The 17,644-nt window shown below is 71.6% G+C and carries 16 protein-coding genes; 4 read left to right on the top strand and 12 right to left on the bottom strand.

Features of this window, described 5'->3' with window-relative positions:
- Window positions 1-24 precede the first annotated feature (24 nt).
- Window positions 25-1,149 carry a hypothetical protein gene (locus BN1701_RS12230; RefSeq protein ID WP_231949579.1) on the bottom strand — a complete coding sequence of 375 codons (1,125 nt, stop codon included), beginning with the start codon at window positions 1,147-1,149 and terminating at the stop codon, window positions 25-27.
- A 193-nt stretch (window positions 1,150-1,342) separates the two neighbouring features.
- Entirely contained in the window at window positions 1,343-1,834 is a 492-nt protein-coding gene (locus tag BN1701_RS12235; protein ID WP_054048397.1) for a hypothetical protein, read from the bottom strand.
- A 270-nt stretch (window positions 1,835-2,104) separates the two neighbouring features.
- Between BN1701_RS12235 and BN1701_RS12240 the strand changes: the two genes are divergently transcribed.
- Window positions 2,105-3,004: a MarR family transcriptional regulator gene (locus BN1701_RS12240; protein WP_054048399.1), complete on the top strand. Its 900-nt coding sequence runs from the start codon at window positions 2,105-2,107 to the stop codon at window positions 3,002-3,004.
- A gap of 600 nt (window positions 3,005-3,604) precedes the next feature.
- Complete coding sequence (locus BN1701_RS35475) at window positions 3,605-3,802, top strand: hypothetical protein (RefSeq protein ID WP_157367931.1); 198 nt, start codon at window positions 3,605-3,607, stop codon at window positions 3,800-3,802.
- Between the two features lie 819 nt (window positions 3,803-4,621).
- Here BN1701_RS35475 and BN1701_RS12250 read toward each other — a convergent pair.
- From BN1701_RS12250 to BN1701_RS12275, 7 genes are all read right to left on the bottom strand, one after another.
- Entirely contained in the window at window positions 4,622-5,443 is an 822-nt protein-coding gene (locus tag BN1701_RS12250) for a hypothetical protein (protein ID WP_054048403.1), read from the bottom strand.
- Between the two features lie 30 nt (window positions 5,444-5,473).
- Window positions 5,474-6,355, bottom strand: coding sequence for an RNA polymerase sigma factor (locus tag BN1701_RS12255; protein ID WP_157367932.1), 882 nt, complete (start codon window positions 6,353-6,355; stop codon window positions 5,474-5,476).
- A 139-nt stretch (window positions 6,356-6,494) separates the two neighbouring features.
- Window positions 6,495-6,911, bottom strand: coding sequence for a DUF6283 family protein (locus BN1701_RS38185; protein WP_369800673.1), 417 nt, complete (start codon window positions 6,909-6,911; stop codon window positions 6,495-6,497).
- Window positions 6,908-7,165 (bottom strand): hypothetical protein, encoded by a 258-nt coding sequence (locus BN1701_RS12260; RefSeq protein ID WP_054055813.1) that lies wholly within the window; start codon window positions 7,163-7,165, stop codon window positions 6,908-6,910. The genes BN1701_RS38185 and BN1701_RS12260 overlap by 4 nt, the downstream gene beginning before the upstream one ends.
- Before the next feature lie 97 nt (window positions 7,166-7,262).
- A complete protein-coding gene (locus BN1701_RS12265) occupies window positions 7,263-7,577 on the bottom strand; it encodes a hypothetical protein (protein WP_054048407.1) in 315 nt (104 codons plus the stop codon).
- A gap of 74 nt (window positions 7,578-7,651) precedes the next feature.
- On the bottom strand, window positions 7,652-9,490 hold the full coding sequence (locus tag BN1701_RS12270) for a vWA domain-containing protein (protein ID WP_054048409.1): 1,839 nt from the start codon (window positions 9,488-9,490) through the stop codon (window positions 7,652-7,654).
- Window positions 9,491-9,550: 60 nt separating this feature from the next.
- The gene (locus BN1701_RS12275; protein WP_054048411.1) at window positions 9,551-10,771 is read right to left on the bottom strand and encodes an AAA family ATPase; all 1,221 of its coding nucleotides are present in this window, start codon (window positions 10,769-10,771) and stop codon (window positions 9,551-9,553) included.
- A 1,236-nt stretch (window positions 10,772-12,007) separates the two neighbouring features.
- On the opposite strand from BN1701_RS12275, the gene BN1701_RS35480 reads away from it, so the two are divergent.
- Window positions 12,008-12,223, top strand: a complete 216-nt coding sequence (locus BN1701_RS35480) for a hypothetical protein (protein WP_157367933.1) — start codon at window positions 12,008-12,010, stop codon at window positions 12,221-12,223.
- A 27-nt stretch (window positions 12,224-12,250) separates the two neighbouring features.
- Here the strand turns inward: BN1701_RS35480 and BN1701_RS12285 are convergent, their stop codons facing one another.
- The 3 genes from BN1701_RS12285 to BN1701_RS12295 all read right to left on the bottom strand — a co-directional run bounded on the left by BN1701_RS12285 (window position 12,251) and on the right by BN1701_RS12295 (window position 16,496).
- The gene (locus BN1701_RS12285; RefSeq protein WP_231949580.1) at window positions 12,251-15,346 is read right to left on the bottom strand and encodes a BTAD domain-containing putative transcriptional regulator; all 3,096 of its coding nucleotides are present in this window, start codon (window positions 15,344-15,346) and stop codon (window positions 12,251-12,253) included.
- 249 nt (window positions 15,347-15,595) lie between these two features.
- A complete protein-coding gene (locus BN1701_RS12290) occupies window positions 15,596-16,042 on the bottom strand; it encodes a hypothetical protein (RefSeq protein WP_054048417.1) in 447 nt (148 codons plus the stop codon).
- A 133-nt stretch (window positions 16,043-16,175) separates the two neighbouring features.
- Window positions 16,176-16,496 (bottom strand): hypothetical protein, encoded by a 321-nt coding sequence (locus tag BN1701_RS12295; protein WP_054048419.1) that lies wholly within the window; start codon window positions 16,494-16,496, stop codon window positions 16,176-16,178.
- On the opposite strand from BN1701_RS12295, the gene BN1701_RS12300 reads away from it, so the two are divergent.
- Window positions 16,488-17,597: a DUF4037 domain-containing protein gene (locus BN1701_RS12300; protein WP_054048421.1), complete on the top strand. Its 1,110-nt coding sequence runs from the start codon at window positions 16,488-16,490 to the stop codon at window positions 17,595-17,597. The genes BN1701_RS12295 and BN1701_RS12300 overlap by 9 nt on opposite strands.
- Window positions 17,598-17,644 lie beyond the last annotated feature (47 nt).

Here is a 17,644-nt window from a genome sequence, read left to right on the forward strand (position 1 = left end):
CGGCGGCGAGGTGAGGGCGGTGGTTCAGCGGCGCAGGACGTTGACTCGCTCGCCGCCCAGCAGCGGCATGTCCGCTGGTCCGGCGAGGTGCGGGTCGATCCATATGGGGCGGTGGTCGTTGCGGCTGGGGTACCACTGGTTTCGCCAGTGGCCGCGCACGATCCAGCGGTGCCGGTATTCGCGGCCCGTGGTGCGGGGGTCGTCGGTGTGGTCGGCGGGTTCGGTGCGGGCGCGGCGCAGGTCGATGTAGCGGACGGTGGGGTCCAGGTGGGGGTCGTCGCGTTCGATGCGGCGGCGCACGGCGCGGGGCGCGGTGAGGTGCTCGGACCGGACCAGGGTCTGGCCCATCAGCAGCCAGGTGGCGATGATGGTGCGTTCCAGGGTGGCTTTCGCGTCGGCGTTCATGCCTTCGCCGTTGCTCGGGGTGTAGCCGGGCCAGCCCTGCATGTCGGTGAACGCCATCGGCGTCACGCCGCGCCAGTCGTAGCCGTGCGGCGGGGAGAACGAGGGCGGGATCGGCGCGCGCCGCAGGTTGGGCAGCAGCCCAGCCAGGTAGAAGTCGACGCCCTCGTAAGTGGTCGGCGAGTCGTGGTCGGGGTCCGGCTCGGGGCGTTGGGAGCCTCGGGTAGCGCGGGCGAGCGCCTCCTCGTGGGGCAGCCGCTCGGCCAGCGCCTGCCCGAGCCGACCCGCCTGGTCGGCCCACCGCGCGGTGGTGGTCGCCCAGGTGTGCACCCACAGCCCGCCGCGACCCGGCCCCCACGACACCGCCGTGATCGGGTTGTGGCTGTCGGTGGCGGTGTCCGCCACCGGTGGGTGCCCGTAGAACAGGATCCCGACCGGGGCGGGCAGGTCCTCGGGGTGCAGCCGGTAGTCGGTCAACGTGGTCGCGGCGTGCCTGGCCAGCTCGGTCATGTCGTCGGACACGTAGAACAGCTCAGCGGCCGGGAGCTGCACGGCCAGCCGGTCGGCGATGATCGTCGAAGCGTCGTCGGCGCGGTCGAACACCGGCGACTCGGTCGCTGTCTCCGGCTGCGGGCCGAGCCAGAACCGAAACCAGTTCCCCGCGCCGTCGATGCCCGGATCGCGTGCCCAGGCCGCCATGCGCGCCCGGATTTCCGGGACATCGCGCGCGGTCACCACAACAGGCATGATCGACTCCCATTCTGGAGCGATGGTCAATCCGCGACATGGCGCGGCCACAAAGGAATTCGGGTGCGTGGAAGTGCCGACCTCAATTCGTGCGTCGGCACGGCGTATCGCCGAGTTCGGGCGAGACGACGCCTCACCCCTGGAGGCCGTGGCCGCCACCTCCTCGCGGGCCACGGCCCCCAGGTGGGGATGGTCAGGCCACGGCCGTGACGGCGGTCGGATCCGGTTCCGGTGCTGACTCGGCGGTGCCCAGGGCGTGCAGTGGGTGGATGCGCGTGGTCGCCCGGTACTCCCCGCTCAGGGTGCCGGCGTGGTCGAGCCACAGCCGCGACTGCGCGATGTCGGGGAACGGTCCCACCCACAGGACCAGCCGCCGCGCGGGCGGGTCGACCAGCACCGACACCACCACAGCCCCACCATGGTCGGGCTGCGGCTCGTCGGTGAACAGCGCGTCGGCGATCTCGTCGTCGAGTTCGAGGACGGTGCCGGTCGTCTCGGCGGCGGCGCGGGTGGTGATCGGGTCAGCGTCCGACGGGTACAACGCGATCGGGAACGCGACCGTGTCGGCGGTGTCGGTGTAGCGGTCGGCCACCACATCGGCGTCGGCGCGGTCGGCGAATGGGCCGTGCACGGTCAGCCCGTCGGCGCGGCGGAATCGCAGGGCGGCGAATTGCTGCGGTGTCATCGTTTACCCCTGTCTGTTGGTGATTGTCGGCCGGGCGGATCGCCCGGCGACCAACACGAACGCTCTGCTCTGGCCGGAATGTCAAGCGCCGCACCACAAACGGGTGACTATCCACACGAGACAGAAATTGTTTCGGCGCACCGGTTGACTTCACGCGCCGACAGAGCGTCCATAGACGTGTGGCCCGAACAACCGGCAGCGCACCGGGGGCCACACCGCTCCGGCCGGGGCATGACCACCCGATCACGACACACCGAATCGAGACACGTCATGTCCACCCGCACCCGCACCCGCACGACAACCCGCGCCCACACGGCGACCACCGCGACGGGATCCGCCCGGACCCTGCGCCCCGTCCCCGTCCCCGACACCGAGGACAAGCTGTGGAAGGTGTTGTACGCCAACCCGAACACCACCGCCGCTGACCTGTCCACCACGGCGGGAATCGGGAAATCCACGGCGGGCAAGATCCTCGCCCGGTGGGCGAACGAAGGCACCGTCACCCGCACCGCCGGGATCGCCGACGGCGGTCGCCGCGCCGCCGACCTGTGGACGATCACCCCCACCGACACCACCGACACCGAGCCCGACACCGACACTCCGGACGACATCGAGCGGGACGCCGTCACGCAAGAGGGCGTCGACAGCGCCGACCCGATGGGCAACCCCGACACACCGAACACCGCGCAACCCGCTGTGGACACCCCGCCGACCGACGCCTCCCCCGACGACAGTGCCGACCCCGACCCCGACGCCGAACCGGTCGCCACTGAACCGGACACCGCTGCGGCCGAGAACGCTCCGGACACCGCTGCCCCGGAGCCGGCCGCCACTGCCCACGTCGAACATGACGCCAAGGCGGTCGAACCGACAGCCGACGGTGCGGGGTCAGCCGCGACGGGCGACGGCGGCGCGGGTGTGACAGCGGCGCGGTTGGCACCGGGCGCGTTGCGCGGGATGGTCGAGGACCACCTGCGCGACCACCCCGGCGCGGAGTTCAGCCCGGTCCAGATCGCCCGCAAGCTCGGCGGCAAATCCACCGGCGCGGTCAGCAACGCGCTCGACAAGCTGGTCGAGGCCACGATCGCGACGCAGACCAAAGACCGGCCACGCCGGTACGCGCTCGCCCCGGACACGACGGAGGCTAAGCCCGCCATCGCGTCAGCCTGACCCCGGACAGGCCGGCCGGGGTGTGCCCCAACGGTGCCCGCTCACCGTTGGGGCACAACCACATCCGCCGGGCCACGTGCGGGGCCAAACGGGGCGGCGTTGTCGAACTATCGCGGCGGATGGCGGCGGAACCGGTACGGTGTCGGCACCTTCCGCAGCCTGATCCTTCCCCCCTTTGGGAATGCGGTTCGCGAGGGTGATGGGCCTGCGCAGGTCCCTGATGTTCGCCGACGCGGCGCGGCGAAACCGCCCGCTGGCGTTGTACCGCACAGGTTCGACGTTTCGGCAGGTCGCCGACCAAATCGGTGTGACAACCGAGAACACTGGGCCGCTGGTTGCGCGCGCCGTTGGGAGTCGCGGCCTCCGGGCGGGGAACTGGGCCGCGGGGCCGTTGCTTTCCGGATGTCCCGGACGAGCTCGTCATCGACCTTCTCGAAGAAGATCACCTGTCCAAGCTGGGGCGGTGAGTCGAAACCTGCGAGATCGCCTACGTGGTGCGTGTATGCGCCTGGTTGGCTCGGTATGCCCACCAGGACGTCGACGTCGTCGATGGGCATGGCGACACCGAGCGCGGCTAGTAGGCGCAGCACGTAGACCTCGATGAACGAGATCTGGTTGCCGATGGCGGCGTCCAGGGCGCCGACGTCGCTTGCCGAGTCGGTCATAGCCTGGTCGGTGGACCGGTTGTGGCGGTCGGCCGCGACCAGCACCTCGGGGACGTGCTCGACGGCGGCGGTGTTGTCCGGCTTCGGCGGCCCACCCGACCGCTGTCTCGGCGCGGCGTCCAGGACGCCGTAGCCAAGATCAAGGCCGCCTACCGCGGTCATGGCCCTGGTGTCGGCGACCGCCGCACGGCTCGCTGTCGGCCGGCGCGTTGAGCACCGTGATCCCCTGGCGACTTCCGGGGCTGTCAGCCGGCAGCAGCGCGGTATCGCTGTCGCCCACCACGGCGACCAGCACCGGGGCGGCGGACGGCTGCGCCTCGCCCCGGCCGCGCTGGGACTCAGCCTGGCCGCCGTCCTGAGTGCCGTCGGCTGCAGTGCCGGTGGCGGCGGCCCAGGCCGGCCTCGGCGTGGCCGGGGAGGGCGGCGAGTTGCCAGCCCGTTCGGGCCGGGCCGCGGCAGGGTGTATGTCCCTCGCGGATCGCCGGGCGGGCGAGGTCGGCCATGGGCCACTGGCGGCTCAGGACCTGCTCGACGGCGGAGGGCGACCGCGTGGGCGGGCTCGTCAGGCGGGCGCCAGGTGCTCAGGCGACACCGCAGCAGAAAGTCGTGACGGGGAGCGGCGTACCCCGGAATCGGGTAGCCGCCCACGGTGAAGGTCGCCTTCCTCGGCGCGGTGTCGCCAATGACGGGCAGCTCGGCGGCTACCCGGTCGCGGCCTGCGAGCCGCCGTCGGGAAGGTCCGGGTTCGGGACGAACCACGGCCCTGGTCATTGCGTTATAGCCCGTGAGGGTCGCCGCCGCTGGACAACCACGCGCGGCCGGTCGTGATCTTCCCTGTCAAGTAAGCGTGTTGATGCGTCGAGCCATGTGCTCGGGGCGCAACGGCTGGTTGGCGCGGCGTTCCTATTTTCAGCACCGGGCCCGGCGGGAGCCGCGGCGTGTTGCGCGCGACTTATCCCGTAGGCCACGCCCGCACGGCTTCGGCGACCGCCGGGTCGATCGCGGTCAGGCGGTGCACGACGGCCTCCGGGCTCAACGTCGGTTGGCCCAGTGTCTGCTGGAAGGCCAGCATCGCGTCGATGCCGCCGGTGTTCCAGATCGACTCGGCGAACCCGATGAGCATGAACTCGAACCACACGTAGTTCGGCACGCTGGTCTGCATGCTGGCGCCCATCGCGGCGAGCTCGCGTAGTGGCCACGGCTGGGCGCCCGCGGCCCGGGCGGCCGCGGCCAGCGTGACCGGCAGCGGTAGCAGCTGGGGCTCGTGCGTGGCGACATAGCCGTGCATGCCGATGTTGGCGAACAACTCCATCACCCAGTCGGCCGGGAACTCCGAGGCCCAGGTCACCGGGTGGATCTCGTGGAACAGGTGGGTCAGCTCGTGCACCGCGACCAGGTCGGCCATCGTGGTGAAGTCCGCCGGGTCGCCGAACACGCGTGCCAGATCGGCCAGCATCTCCGGCGGCAGGTGCGGCCGCAGCGCGTCGAGGTACTCCTGCCACCAGCCCGCCGGTTGGGGTGAGGTGACGATCTTGCCCGGTACCGACTGCGGCATGCCGTAGATCGGCACGTCCGACACCGCGGGCCAGTCCTGCTCATCAAGGACGTAGAGGGTGAACAGCGGCCGCCGCCGCAGCGAGCGTTCCAGCCAGGACAAGGCACGGCCGGTGCGGGCGGCGATCACCCGGGCCCGCTCCTGACTGCCCGCACTCGCCAACACGGGCATCGCGTAGCCGTCGAGGGCGACCAGGTTGGGATTCGTTGTTTCGGTCATACCCACCAGTGGCACGTGCGGCCGGAAAGTTCACTCCCGGCCGTAGTGCAGATGCAGTGCGGCGATCTCGGGTCCGCGGTGGAAGAACACCTGGGTGGTCAACGGCGGGCAATGGGCAGGATCGTCCGGCGGGTTGATGAACGCGCCCTCGACCACCGTGAGGTCGCGGCCCGCGATGACGTTGAGCAGCCGCAGCCCAACGCCGACGGCGACATCCTCGCCGATCCCCCGCACGATCAGGTCCCGGCCCAGGATGACCTCCGACGTACCGGCCGCGGTGAGCCGGGCGTCCGGCACCAGCGCGGTCCTCAGCAACGCCAGCTCGGCGCCACGGTTGTACTGCTCGGCGATTCCCGCGAACAGCGCCGTGCGGTCGCGCTCGAGCGCGCCGTGATCGGGGGACGCGGAACCCGCCAGGTCGCTTAGCTGCGCCGCGAGGATCCGTCGGGCGTGGTTGAGCCTGCTACGCACCGTGCCGACCGGCACGCCAAGCGCCTGCGCGATGGACTCATAGCTGCGTGCAGAGCTGAAGTACCGGAGCAGCACGGCGTGGTGCAGCGGCTCGGACAGGGCGTTCACCGCGCCCCAGACCCAGTCGTGAATCGCGAGCCGTTCACACCGTTCCTCCGGCCCCGGCGCCTCGTCCGCGACGTCGGGCAACTCGACCATGCGAACACCACGCATGCGGTCGCGGCAGACGTTGCGGGTGATACCGGTCAGCCACGAACGGACCAGGGCCGGGTCGCGCAGCCGCCGCAACGACGTCAGAGCCACCAGGCTCGCGTCCTGCACAACGTCCTCGACATCCGCCCCAGGGCCCAGCCTGGCAACGGCGACCGCGTGCATCGCCGCCCGATGACGCACGAGCAGCACCGCGAACGCCTGCCTGTCACCAGCTCGCGCCAACAGCACCAGCTCACGGTCGGACAGCTCCACAACTTGCAATCGCGCCGGACGCCAAAGGCGCTACGGGACGACAGCTCAGGGGACCTGTCGAGGCGAATCCGCCCGACTTTCGGCGAGTACAACGTCGGCCCCGGCTTGTTGGCGTTCAGTCCTTCGAGTCGGGGAAACGTCGGCCGGGGAAGGCAATGATGTTGGCTGCGGGATGTGCAAGTGCTTCCTGGGAACTGCTGGTTCTCCAGCGTGAGCTGGTTGACCACTCGAACCAGAGCGGGGGCGGCGATCTGGAGGCGGACGCTGAGGTGGTCGGGGCCGACGACCGCGAGCCATCCGGCGCACAGTTGCAAGGCGTGCACGGTGCCAGGCTGGTCAAGGTGGCAGGCCATGGTCGGCGCGTCGATCGCGGCCTCGGTTCCGGGTTCCCGTTGGCGCGGGCCAATTTGGCGAAGTCGGCGGCGCTGAACTGGGTCAGGTCGGCGTCGCGCCGCCACGGGCATCGAGCGCACGGGCGCGCGCGATGCTCGATGCCGTCGGGTCGGTTGGCCGGTCGCGGTGTGGTGGTCATCGCGTCCACCCGAGGGCGTCGGCGGCGATCGCGGGCAGGGAGCCGACCTGGTCGCCTTCGCCGATCCACACCACGGGAGGGTCGGTGGGTGGCGTGCCGTCGCCTTCGGCGTCCTCAGGGGTGCAGGCGACGCGCCCGACGGTGTACTCCAGCGGGTAGCCGGGCTGCTGGGCGAACCGGACCGGGGTGGCGGGGTCGTAGCGGTCGAGCGCGGCTCGTAGTTCGCCCACGGTCGCGATGGTCTGGTCGTACATGGTGATCACCTCTCGTTGGTCGGGTGCCGGTGGTGGTCCGGCGGGCGGGTCGGCGGGTGCGGCACGCCGAGCGCGGCGCGTCCGATGGCGCGGGCGGTTACACGATCTGGGGGCGGTCGGGGTCGAGGTCGGCGGGGAACCCGAGCGCGGTGAACGCGGCTTCGTAGGTGTCGGCGGTGGTTTCGGTGCCGGGGTGGGTCCAGCGTCCGTGCGGTCCGGGGCGTTCGGGGTGGAATTCGCGCATCGGGCGCGCTGCCCATCGCAGGCCGTTGTGGAAGGCGATCGCGGCGGGGTGTCCGTAGGCGGTGCGCAGGTAGGCCGCCGACCGGCTGACGTGGATGCCGTAGTCCTGCGGGTGGACCCGCCGGGTGGTGATGATCTTGGTGTCGGTCGGGGTGTTGTTGTGGGACATGGTGATCACCTCTCGTGGTCGGTCGGGTGGGTGGTCCGGGGGCGGGGGTTGCCCGCCCCCGGATCGGGGCGGGGTCAGCGGGTGGCGGCGCGCAGGGCGGCGGTGGCGGCGTGTCCGATGGCTCGGGCTGCGGTGGCGGGGTCGGTCAGGCGGTGCACGGTCGCCCCGTCGAGGGGGGTGTCGGTGTCGCGGGTGGTCAGCCACAGCACCGCGCACCCGGCGGCGCGCAGCCGGGTGAGCTTGCGTTGCCCGTCGCGGCGGGGCTGGTCGCGGAAGCGGCCGTCGGACACGATCACCAACAGGCGCGCCGCGCCCGGTTGGGACAGTCCGAGCGCGCCGTCGAGGGCGTCCAGCGCTGTGGGGATGTCTTCCCAGTTGTCGTGGGAGGCGAACTCGGTGACCACGGCGGGGGCTGTGCCGGGCGCGGTCAGCGGGCGCACCCGGTTGCCGAAGATCACGCTCGCGGTCTGCGTGGGCACGGTGGTGTGGCGGGCGGCGTCGGCGATGATCCACGCGGCGGAGGCGACGTGGTCGCGGGCCCAGCCCATCGTGCCGGACACGTCGCAGGCGACCGCGAGCCGTAGCGGCGGGGTGGGCACGGGGGTGCGGGTGGTGCGGGTGAACGGTTCGGCGGTGGGCATGGTTCCGGCGGCGCGTTGCGCGTCGGCGGCGAGCGCGCCGCGCATCCGGAGGCGTCCGGGCGGTACGGGCGAGGTGGTCTTCGTCGGGACCCGGTCGCGGACCCCGGCGGTGGTCAACGCGCGCGCCAGTACCCGCGCGGCGCTGCGTTCCTCGGCGGTGGGCGGGCGGGTGCCCGTGCAGGCGGTGTGCCCGTCGCGTGAGCCGGGCGGAACACCGAACACCCGCTGCGCGGCCTCCTCGGCGATCCGGCGTTTGGCGTCGTCCCGTGCCCGCGCGGCGGCAGCGTTGGCGGCGGGGTCTTCCGGGGCTTTCTCCCGCGCCACCTTCGCGGCGACGGTGTCCAGCACGGCGGCGATCGCACCCGCCAACGGCGACGGCGACGGCGGCGGCGGGGTGCCGCCCGGCGACCCGGGCGGTGTGGCGCCCGTTGGGGCCCCGGGCGGGGTGCCGGGACCGTTCGGGGGTGGGGTGGGGGTGGCGGTCGGGTCGGGTGTCCCGGTGGCGGGGTCCGGGGGTGGGGTGGGCGGGTCGGTGCCGACGATCTCGCACCATTGCCGTCCCAGCTCGATCATGGTGTCGGCGTCGTCGTCTGCCGTGGTCAACGCCGCGCGCCACACCGCGCGCAGTTTGTTCACGGTGTCGGCGCCGAGCACGGTGTCGATGGCGTGGGCGACGGGGGCGACCTCGGCGCGGGTGAGGATGCCGCCGTCGACCCGTGCGAGCAGCAGGGCGGCGGCGCGGGCGGCGTCGGTGCGGGTCATCTGCGGGGCGTGGGTGGGGTCGGCGAACAGGTGCAGGTCGGCGGCGACGATGCCGCGCGTGCTGGCGCGGAGCCAGTGCCGGTCGTCGGGGCGGCGGCGGACCTGCGCGGCCTCCATTCGGGGCTCCTCCAACAGGTTCGCGGCCTCGGCGACGGCGGGCGGTGTGCCGGTCGGCGGGTTCCAGGCGGTGTGTTTGGCGTGCCCGCACTCGTGGGTGAGCAGCCCCCACGTGGTCGCGTAGCGGGGACGGTCGGACAGATTGCGGGGGTCGACCGTGGCGGGGTCGACACCGAGGTGGCTGCCGTCGACCTCGATCAGCGCGCGGGTGGGGTAGAAACACGCGGGGGCTCCCCCGCCCGCGCCGGGCGCGATCGTGACCAGCAGGTCCTCGCGGTCGGCGATCACACCGACCTCGTCGGCCAGCGCGGCGGACAGTGTCGACCATTCGGGGCGGGCGGGGAACACGACCGAACCGGTCGCGGTGGGGTCGGTGGCGAGGTGGACGCTCATAGCGGGTGTCCTTTCGGGACGGTCAGCGGGCGGCGGCGTACGGCGGGGCGGGGCGGGCGGCTAGATGCGGGGACCCAGTGACAGGGGGGCGACGGTGCCGCCGAAGACGTCGCGCACCACGGCGGCGACGGTGTCGCGGTCGTCTTCGGGGGCGGCACCGATGAGGTTCCCGGCGGCGGCGGTCGCCCCCAACACGTCGGCGATCTTCTGGAACGCCAACAACTCGCGCAGTTGCGGTGCCCACCCGACCTCGCCGTTGGCGTGTCGGGTGGCCAGGTTGCGGGCGATCTTGACCGCGCGGCGGTCCACATTGAGCTGGGCGGCGAGGTCGTAGTCGGTGGACACGTGCACCTGCGCGCTGAACCGGGACGACAGGGCATCGGACAGGACCGCCCCGTGCACGCCGGGGTTGTGTCCGGCGACGGTGTAGAAACCGGGGGCGGCGTCGATGGTTTCGCCGCCGTTGGCTTTGACGGTGATCTGGCGGCGTCCGTCCATCGCCGGGTAGACCACGGCGAGCACGGTCGGCGGGATCAGGGTGGCGTCGTCGATGAACAGGGTCCGCCCCTCGCGCATCGCGCGGACCAGCGGACCGTGGACGAACACGTAGCGGCCGTCCGGGGTTTGGGTGTACTCGCCGACCAAATCGGCGACCGTGGTGTCCCCGTCGCCCTGAACGGTCACCAGATCGGGGAACGCGGCCTCGATCACCGACGTCTTGCCCGTTCCGGGTGGTCCGTACATGAGGGCGGCGACCCCGGCTTCGCGCAGCTTCCGCAGCGCCGTCACGTCCGCCATCCCGGACAGTTGGCGGGGGTGGTAGGCCATCCCGTTCGGGCGCGTCACCGGACCGGTGACCGGTGCCGACGCCGGGGTGGGCGCGGCGGTCGGGGTCGCGGGCGCGGCGGTCGCGGTGGTTCGGGTGCGGCGCGGGCGGGTCGTGCCGGACGGGGCGGGGGTGATGGTCGCGGCGGCGACGGCGGCGGTGGTCGCGGTCGCCCGGTAGGCCAGCGGCGAGCCCGGCGCGATCTGCGCCTCGCCACGTTCGGCCAACGTCTTCAGGGCGTTGCCGACCGCACCCGAGGACCGCCCGCCCAACGCGGCGGCGATCCCGCGCGGGGTCATGTCGGCACCGGTCGCGTCGATCAGCACCCGCGCGACCATCGCGCGCAGCTCACCGTTGCGCAGCCGGGGCACGGTCGCACCCGACCCCGCAGCCGGCGCGGTGCGCGCGGCGGTGGGGGTGGTGGGTGCCGGGGCGGTCGTTGTCGGCGTGGTCATCGCGGGTGATCCTTTCGATAGGCGCACAATGGGCGGGCGCGCATTTCGTGAAACGGTCCGGCTATTGCGGCGGGTGTCGCGTGTCGGACATAGCTCGCGCCGGGTGTGGTATTCGGTGGGTTCCGGTTCCCCCGGCGGCAATTCAATTATGACTCTGCTCCGCGCCGCGCGCAATACGAAATCGCGCGCATTTTCAAGACTCTTTTCGCGTGAATTCGGCCTCACCATTCGGGGTGTGCGCGAGGCGGGTCGCGAGGCCACCTTTCCCGGCGCCGCCGGTTTCCGCAGGTCGGCGACCCGCCCGCGCGCAGGCCACCGCGGAGCGCGAGCACGGCGCGACCGGAGACAACAACGCCGGGCGCGGAGAAAGCAGGACACCGGCCTGACTGGGCATAGAACAAACAAACAGGAAAGGCGAGTGGCAATAGAGGTGAGAGAGGAATGATTGCCGACCGACAATGGATGATGGGAACGCGCGCCACACCGCCCGCCCGATGTGACTCCCCGCTTGTGGCCAAGCGAGTCTGGGATACCAGCGGATCCCCGTACAGGCCAGGTGAGCTGCGGCTTCGCAGCGCGCACGAGGTGGTCGACTAACCTGATCCCCCGTATGAACCCCATCATGATCCCCCGTATGCACCCCCGCCGGTAGTCACCATCCGTGCCGTCGATCTGACTACAGTGGGTGAAGATCGTGGCCGGTTCGGGGTGAGTGGAAATCCTGAGGACCGGTTGCGCCGACCGGCGTGGCGTGGAGATCTCAATCGTCACGACACGAGGAGTTCGAGGCCCCACTGCGGCCACGTTGACCGGGCACGACCGTGCTGGCGGCGGCGAGGGCCAGACTGCCGGAAGCCTGGACTGCCAGCGCGGCGGGCGAGCCGGGCCTGCCGCAATGGGTAACCCGATGAACGCAAGCGACGTGAGACTTCTTCGAGGCTGGCGCGATCTGAAATACCTTTTCGAGGACAAATAGACTTCGACCATCCTGGTCGCTCTCGAGTGGCCCCACGCGTCGAAAGAGATTCTCTCCACGATCAGCTCGTATTCCATACGCGCGGAATGGTAGGACAAACACGTCCTGCACGATAGCATTCTGGCGCGCATGTCGAAAAAGATGACCGAAGAGGGTCCTTTGGCGCGCACGTCCGACAGCACATCTTTTCCGGTTCGGGTCTGCTACACACTGAACCCGGACATCTCCGAGTATGTGGAATTCGCGAAGGCGTCGCTGCTGTGGGTGGACGCGCATCCGGAACTCCTCGCGCAGGCACGGGCATACGCCCGCCGCGATGGCGACGGGAATGGAATGGCGCGCACACCGAGGCCGCCGGGCGTGCCGCACTCGACGACGCCGACACGTTCGAGGAGGCCGCCGACGCGGATGGCGTCGACGTCGATGGGGAGCCCGACCCGCAGAGCTCCCTGCCGGTGCGCGACGAGCCCGCCTGACTCAGGCACCGCGGCCACGCCCGCCCCTCACGTCCGGCCACGCGGGCCCGGCGGGCCGATCCGGGGTTGGGGGCGGTCGGTGTCGTGCTGGCTGCCCAGGCGGGCCGCTAGGCCCCGCGCCTGGGGGGTGGGGGTGTCGTTGATCTCGGCCAGTCGGGTGGTAAGCAGGGTCAGGGTCCGGGGGATCGCGTCGAGCTGCCCGAGTTCGCCCTGCAGCCGCATGATGTCGCGGTACAGCAGTTCGTTGTGCGGGTCGAACGCGCGCGCGATCTCCAGCAGGTCCAGCGTCTGCCGCGGGTCGTCGGCGACCAGGGCGCGGGCCAGGGCGGACACGGCGTCGATCGCCTCGCGGCGGGTCGCCTCCCGCACCGGTTCCAGCCAGTCGATCTTCGACAGGCCGTCGGCCACGAGCCCGCCGTAGAGGTCGACGATGTCCCGGTAGGCGGCGACGCGCTGCGCGTCGGTGGCGGCGGCGCGGCGGGCGGCCACCGCCGCGGCGAACCGCCAGTAGTCGACCTCCACGCTGTTCGGGGCGAGGCGGTAGCGGCCGTTGTCGACCGCGGCGACCTCGCCCGCTGCGCCGCCGGTGGCCCGCGCCAGGTCGCGCCGCAGCCGCGACAGCGCGGTGTGCAGCGAGTTGGTCGGGCGGGCCGGCGGGTCCTGGCCCCACAGGGCCTCCACGAGTGTCTCGCGGGTGGCGCCGTCGGGGTGCAACGCCAACAGGACCAGTAGCACCTGGCTTCGGGGCTGCAACGCCCCGGTGATCTCCCGCCCCCGCCCGACACCCTCGGCGTCGGCGTCGAGGCCGAGGGCGGGGTTCCAGTGCACGCGCAGACCGCCGAGCACCGTGACGGTGATCAGCGCCCGCGGCCCGTCGGCGAGCCTGGACGCGATCTCGTCCTCCGCGTCGTTCCCGGCGGCGCGGGTGTCGTCCACGGTGGACGCGGCGGTGGCTGTGGGCGTGGAGGTGGCTGTGGGGTTGGTCGGCGCTGGGCCGTCGTCGGCCTCGCTGGGCCAGGGCGTGTCCGCCGGCGCGCACCGCGGCGCGGGCCGCGGGCGCATCCTCGCGTCGGGCGTGCTCGGGCTGCTCGGGCTGCTCGGGCTGCTCGGGCTGCTCGGGCTGCTCGGGCCGAGGATCTCCAACGCGGTGTCGGACCGGGGCTGCGTGTCGACCACCTGGGTGACCTCCATCGCCGGGTCAGCGATCGGCTCGACGTCCGCAGCGGTGGGTCCGCGTGGATCGGCGCGTGTGCCATGGCGGGTGGTGTGGCCGGGTACTCGGCCGCCGCGGCGGCCGGGCGTCGGCGACATCACCACGGCGTCCCCGTCATCACCCCTGCCGCTGTCGCTGTGGTCGGCCGCTGGTTCGGTGTGGCGTAGCAGCGCGAGGAGGTCGGCGGTGTCGGTGTCGCCGAGGCGGAACACGCGGGTGCCGTGCAGCGCCTCGCCGATGCCGGGGCTGCTGGCCGAGATCGTGCCGTCGTCACGGACGTAACAGGTGACGCCGGGCTGCCACTGCCCCAGCAGCAGCCCGGTGACGGCGTACGGCGCCCCGTTGTCGAGGACTGCCTGCAACCGCTGGCGCTGCTGCGGGGACCGGGCCACCAGCACCAGCGGCCGCAACCCCTGCACCGGGTCCTGGTCGCGGTGGGCGGCGCGCACGAGGGTCTCGGCCTCCAGTGCGTCCAGCGCGGCGTCCAGGTCTGCGACCACCCGCACGGACGCGGGCACCATGGTGGCGCGGTGTCCGAGCACGACGGACAGGTCCTCGGCGGGGACCACGACGACCGCCCCACCCGATCCGACAGAACCGGCCGAACGGACCGTGGTGGCGGTGGTGGTGAGCGCGGCGAGCAGCACCGCCCGCACGGCGGCCGGGGCACCAGCGCCGACCAGCCCGAGCCCACGCACCGCGGCCAGGTCCACGGCGATCTCGCGGCCGTCCCGAACCCCCAGCCCCGGCGCCAGGACGGTGCGCCGCCCGCCCGACAGGACAGAACGAGCCGCGGCGGCGCCCACCACGACGGCCCCACCACCAACGCCATCGCCCCCGGAGGAGCCGCGGTTGTCGTCGAGGGTGTCCTCGTCGGCGACGTTCAGGTGAGCCAGGTGTAACCGGTAGACCACCGGCGCCACGGGCAGGTCGTCGCGGTCACCACTACCGGGCCGGTAGCGGGCGCGGTAGCGGCGACGGGCGACCATCAACGCCGCGCTCACCGCCGCCGCCAAACTCACACCGACGAACAACTCCTGCCCCCACGCGATGCCCGGCTCCCGCGCGACCGTGGGCCGTGAGCTGATGTCCGGCGCCGCCGGTGGCCCCTGGGTGGTGGGTGCGACGGGGGTGGTAGGCGTGGACGGGGACACGAACGTCGGCGGCATCGTCGCAGTGGGCGCTGGAGCAGGCGGTGCAGGTGGGGCTAGCAGGGCTGGTGCGGTCGTGTCGGCGGGCAGGGCCAGCTCTTGGCCGGGGAAGATGAGGCTCGGCCGAGTGAAGGACCGGCCACCGGGTTGGGGCTTGCCCTTGTTGGCCTCCCAGATCTCCGGCCAGCGCGCCCCGTCACCGAGGGTGCGTTCAGCGATCCCCCACAGCGAGTCATGCACACCGCCGCGCGGCGCCCGCACGACCACCGACCCCACACGCGCGGCCGAGTTCACCGCCGCGGTATCGCCGGGCGAGGCGGCGGAGGTCGGGGCGGCGATGGGATCACGCACGACCACGTCGCGGTGCGCCGTCAGGTGTCGCCAGGCTGGGGCGGTCACCGCCACCCGCGGCTCGGTGCCCGGCATGGCCGTCAACGGACCGGCCGCCGCCAACGCCGGGCGGAAGCCCAGCACGGACAGCAGGACCGCGCCGACCAGAGCTCGCGCCACGGCGCGCGCCGGCCCGGCCGCCGAGACATTCGACAGCCGGGTCGCGTCGAACCCATCACGTGCCAGGTCCAGCATGCAGCGGGCCACGTCGAGGGTGAACGCGGCCCACGCGATCCAGCACAAACAAGCCAGCACGCCCAGCAGGAACGCGCTGGTCATCGGGCCGAGCAGCACACCCCGAAGTTCGACCGAGGTCGGCACGTGGTCGGGCAGCGGCCAGCCGACGTAGTGCCACAACGCCCACGGCACACCGGCCACCAACGCGACCAACGCCGCGGCAGCGATCAGCCCCCGAAAGATCCGCCCGAGGATAAGGAGCGCGTCCGCCGCAGCTGATCCAGCGCCGCGCACCCTGCTCGGTGGCCGCGCCGGAGCCCGTCGACCGGGGTGCGATGATGGGGTCACGAGTTGCTCGATTCCTTGGCTGCAAGGGAGTTCACGGTCGATCCCCGGCCACTGACGCATCGCCGTTGCTTGACGCCGAGCGGTCGCCTGGACCTATGGCATTCCGGTTGAGACACGAGCAGGTACGTCCACAGCGCCCGAGTCGGCACGCGGTTCAGCTGGTTGCGTCGGCCCGGACCCCACACCAGGAGCCGGTGTCGTCGCGGATCGTCGGCTGTCGATGTCGCGTGCGATACGGCCTGAACCTGTGGGCTGTCGACGCTTGGTGCGGCCGGGCTTACGGGTCGTGCGCGCGGTCAGCAAACGGGTCAGGTCCGCCGCGGGCACGTCGGTGAACGCGGCCAACTCGTCGATCGTCATGACGTCACGCACGGCGGCCAGCACGTCAGCGAGTTCACGCTCGATGTCGTCGACCTGTTCGGCGAGGCAGGCCCGCCGCTGGGCGAGGTCGCCGATCTGGCGGGCCGCGGCGGCGCGTCTGGCGCTGCGAGCGGTATCGGCTTGCCGGACACGGCGCTCGATCTCCTCGGTCGTGGCCATCGGACTCTCCTCTCGTTGACGCGCGCTGCGTGTGGCGTTGGGGTGCGGTCAGGGTTCGATTGCATGAAATGCCGCGGGGTTTGTTTCGGCGATCTCAGTTCCAGCTCGAGCCCATGACCTGGTGGGAGCGGGTTCACCCGATCGCGTGGAGATTCCGATCGAAGGTCGACATTCCTGACGAGGTGCCGATGTTCTTGGCAGATTCCGTCTCCCGATGAACAGGGGTGCCCGTGACGCTGGCTGAGGTGCGGTCGTTGGAGTCCGCGCGGCCGTTGCGCACCGCCGAGGACTTCGAGGACTTCGAACAGGAACGCTGTTCGGCCTGTCCGTCGGCGGCGCCGAGCGCTACACCGCAGTCCTTGACCCGTCCGATATCGACAAGCCCTGACTGACGCCGGCGATATCCAGTCGCGGCACGCACGCCCTGCGCGGCACCATGCCCCTCATGGACCACCCGTTCATCCCTGGCCTGGAATTGTCCCGCCGCTTCTACCACGAGGCAGTACGGCCACTGGTCCACGCCCACTTCGGGGACCTGCCCCACACAGCCGCACGGCTCGGCGGCGGCTCGGAGGTCCTCGGATTCGACACCACCCGCTCCGCTGATCACGAATGGGGTCCACGCCTGCAGCTGTTCCTGCGCCGCCACGACGCCGACCGGCATGCCCACGACATCGTGACGGCGCTGAGCAATGAGCTGCCCAAGACGTTCTACGGCTACCCCACGAACTTCGCCTCCGCCGGAAACGACCATATTCGCCACATGGAGGTCACCGACGGACCGGTCTTCCACCGCGTCGACGTCACCAGCCTCGACGTCTGGCTCACCGCCAACCTCGGATTCGATCCGCGCGACGGCATCACCACGCTCGACTGGCTTTCCACCCCCAGCCAGACCCTCGCCGAGGTCACCGCCGGAGCGGTCTTTCACGACCGAACAGGTGAACTCACCTCCGCTCGTTCCCATCTCAGCTGGTATCCAGAGCAGGTCTGGCGCTACGTCCTGGCCTGCCAATGGCAGCGGATCTCCCAAGAAGAGGCGTTCGTCGGGCGTTGCGGAGAAGTCGGCGACGAACTCGGCTCGGCCATCGTCGCCGCCCGCCTGGTACGCGACCTCATGCGCCTGAGCCTTCTGATGCACCGCCGCTACCCGCCCTACAGCAAATGGCTCGGCAGCGCCTTCGCCCAACTCCCCTGCGCCGCCACCATCACCCCGACGCTGACCGCAGCGCTCGCAGCCACCACCTGGCACGACCGGGAAGGCCACCTCGCCACGGCATACTCGACCGTCGCGACGCTGCACAACCAACTCAGCCTGACCAAGCCGCTCGACCCCAACACTCGCCCTTACCACGACCGGCCATTCCAGGTCTTGCACGCTGAGCGATTCAGCCAGGCACTCGTCGCCAGCATCACCGATCCCGAACTTCGCACTTTGCCGCTCACCGGGGCCGTTGACCAATTCGCCGACAACACCGACCTGCTCGGCGATCGCACAGCGACTCGCACCCTGACCGCAGGGCTCAGTCCCCCGAGTTCCGCAGCAAGCACCTGATCCGACCGAGGCCGGACAACACTGCCCGTCGGTTGCGGAACCGAAGC

Origin of the sequence: Alloactinosynnema sp. L-07 (genome assembly GCF_900070365.1) — a bacterium.
In the GTDB taxonomy this organism is placed as follows: domain Bacteria; phylum Actinomycetota; class Actinomycetes; order Mycobacteriales; family Pseudonocardiaceae; genus Actinokineospora.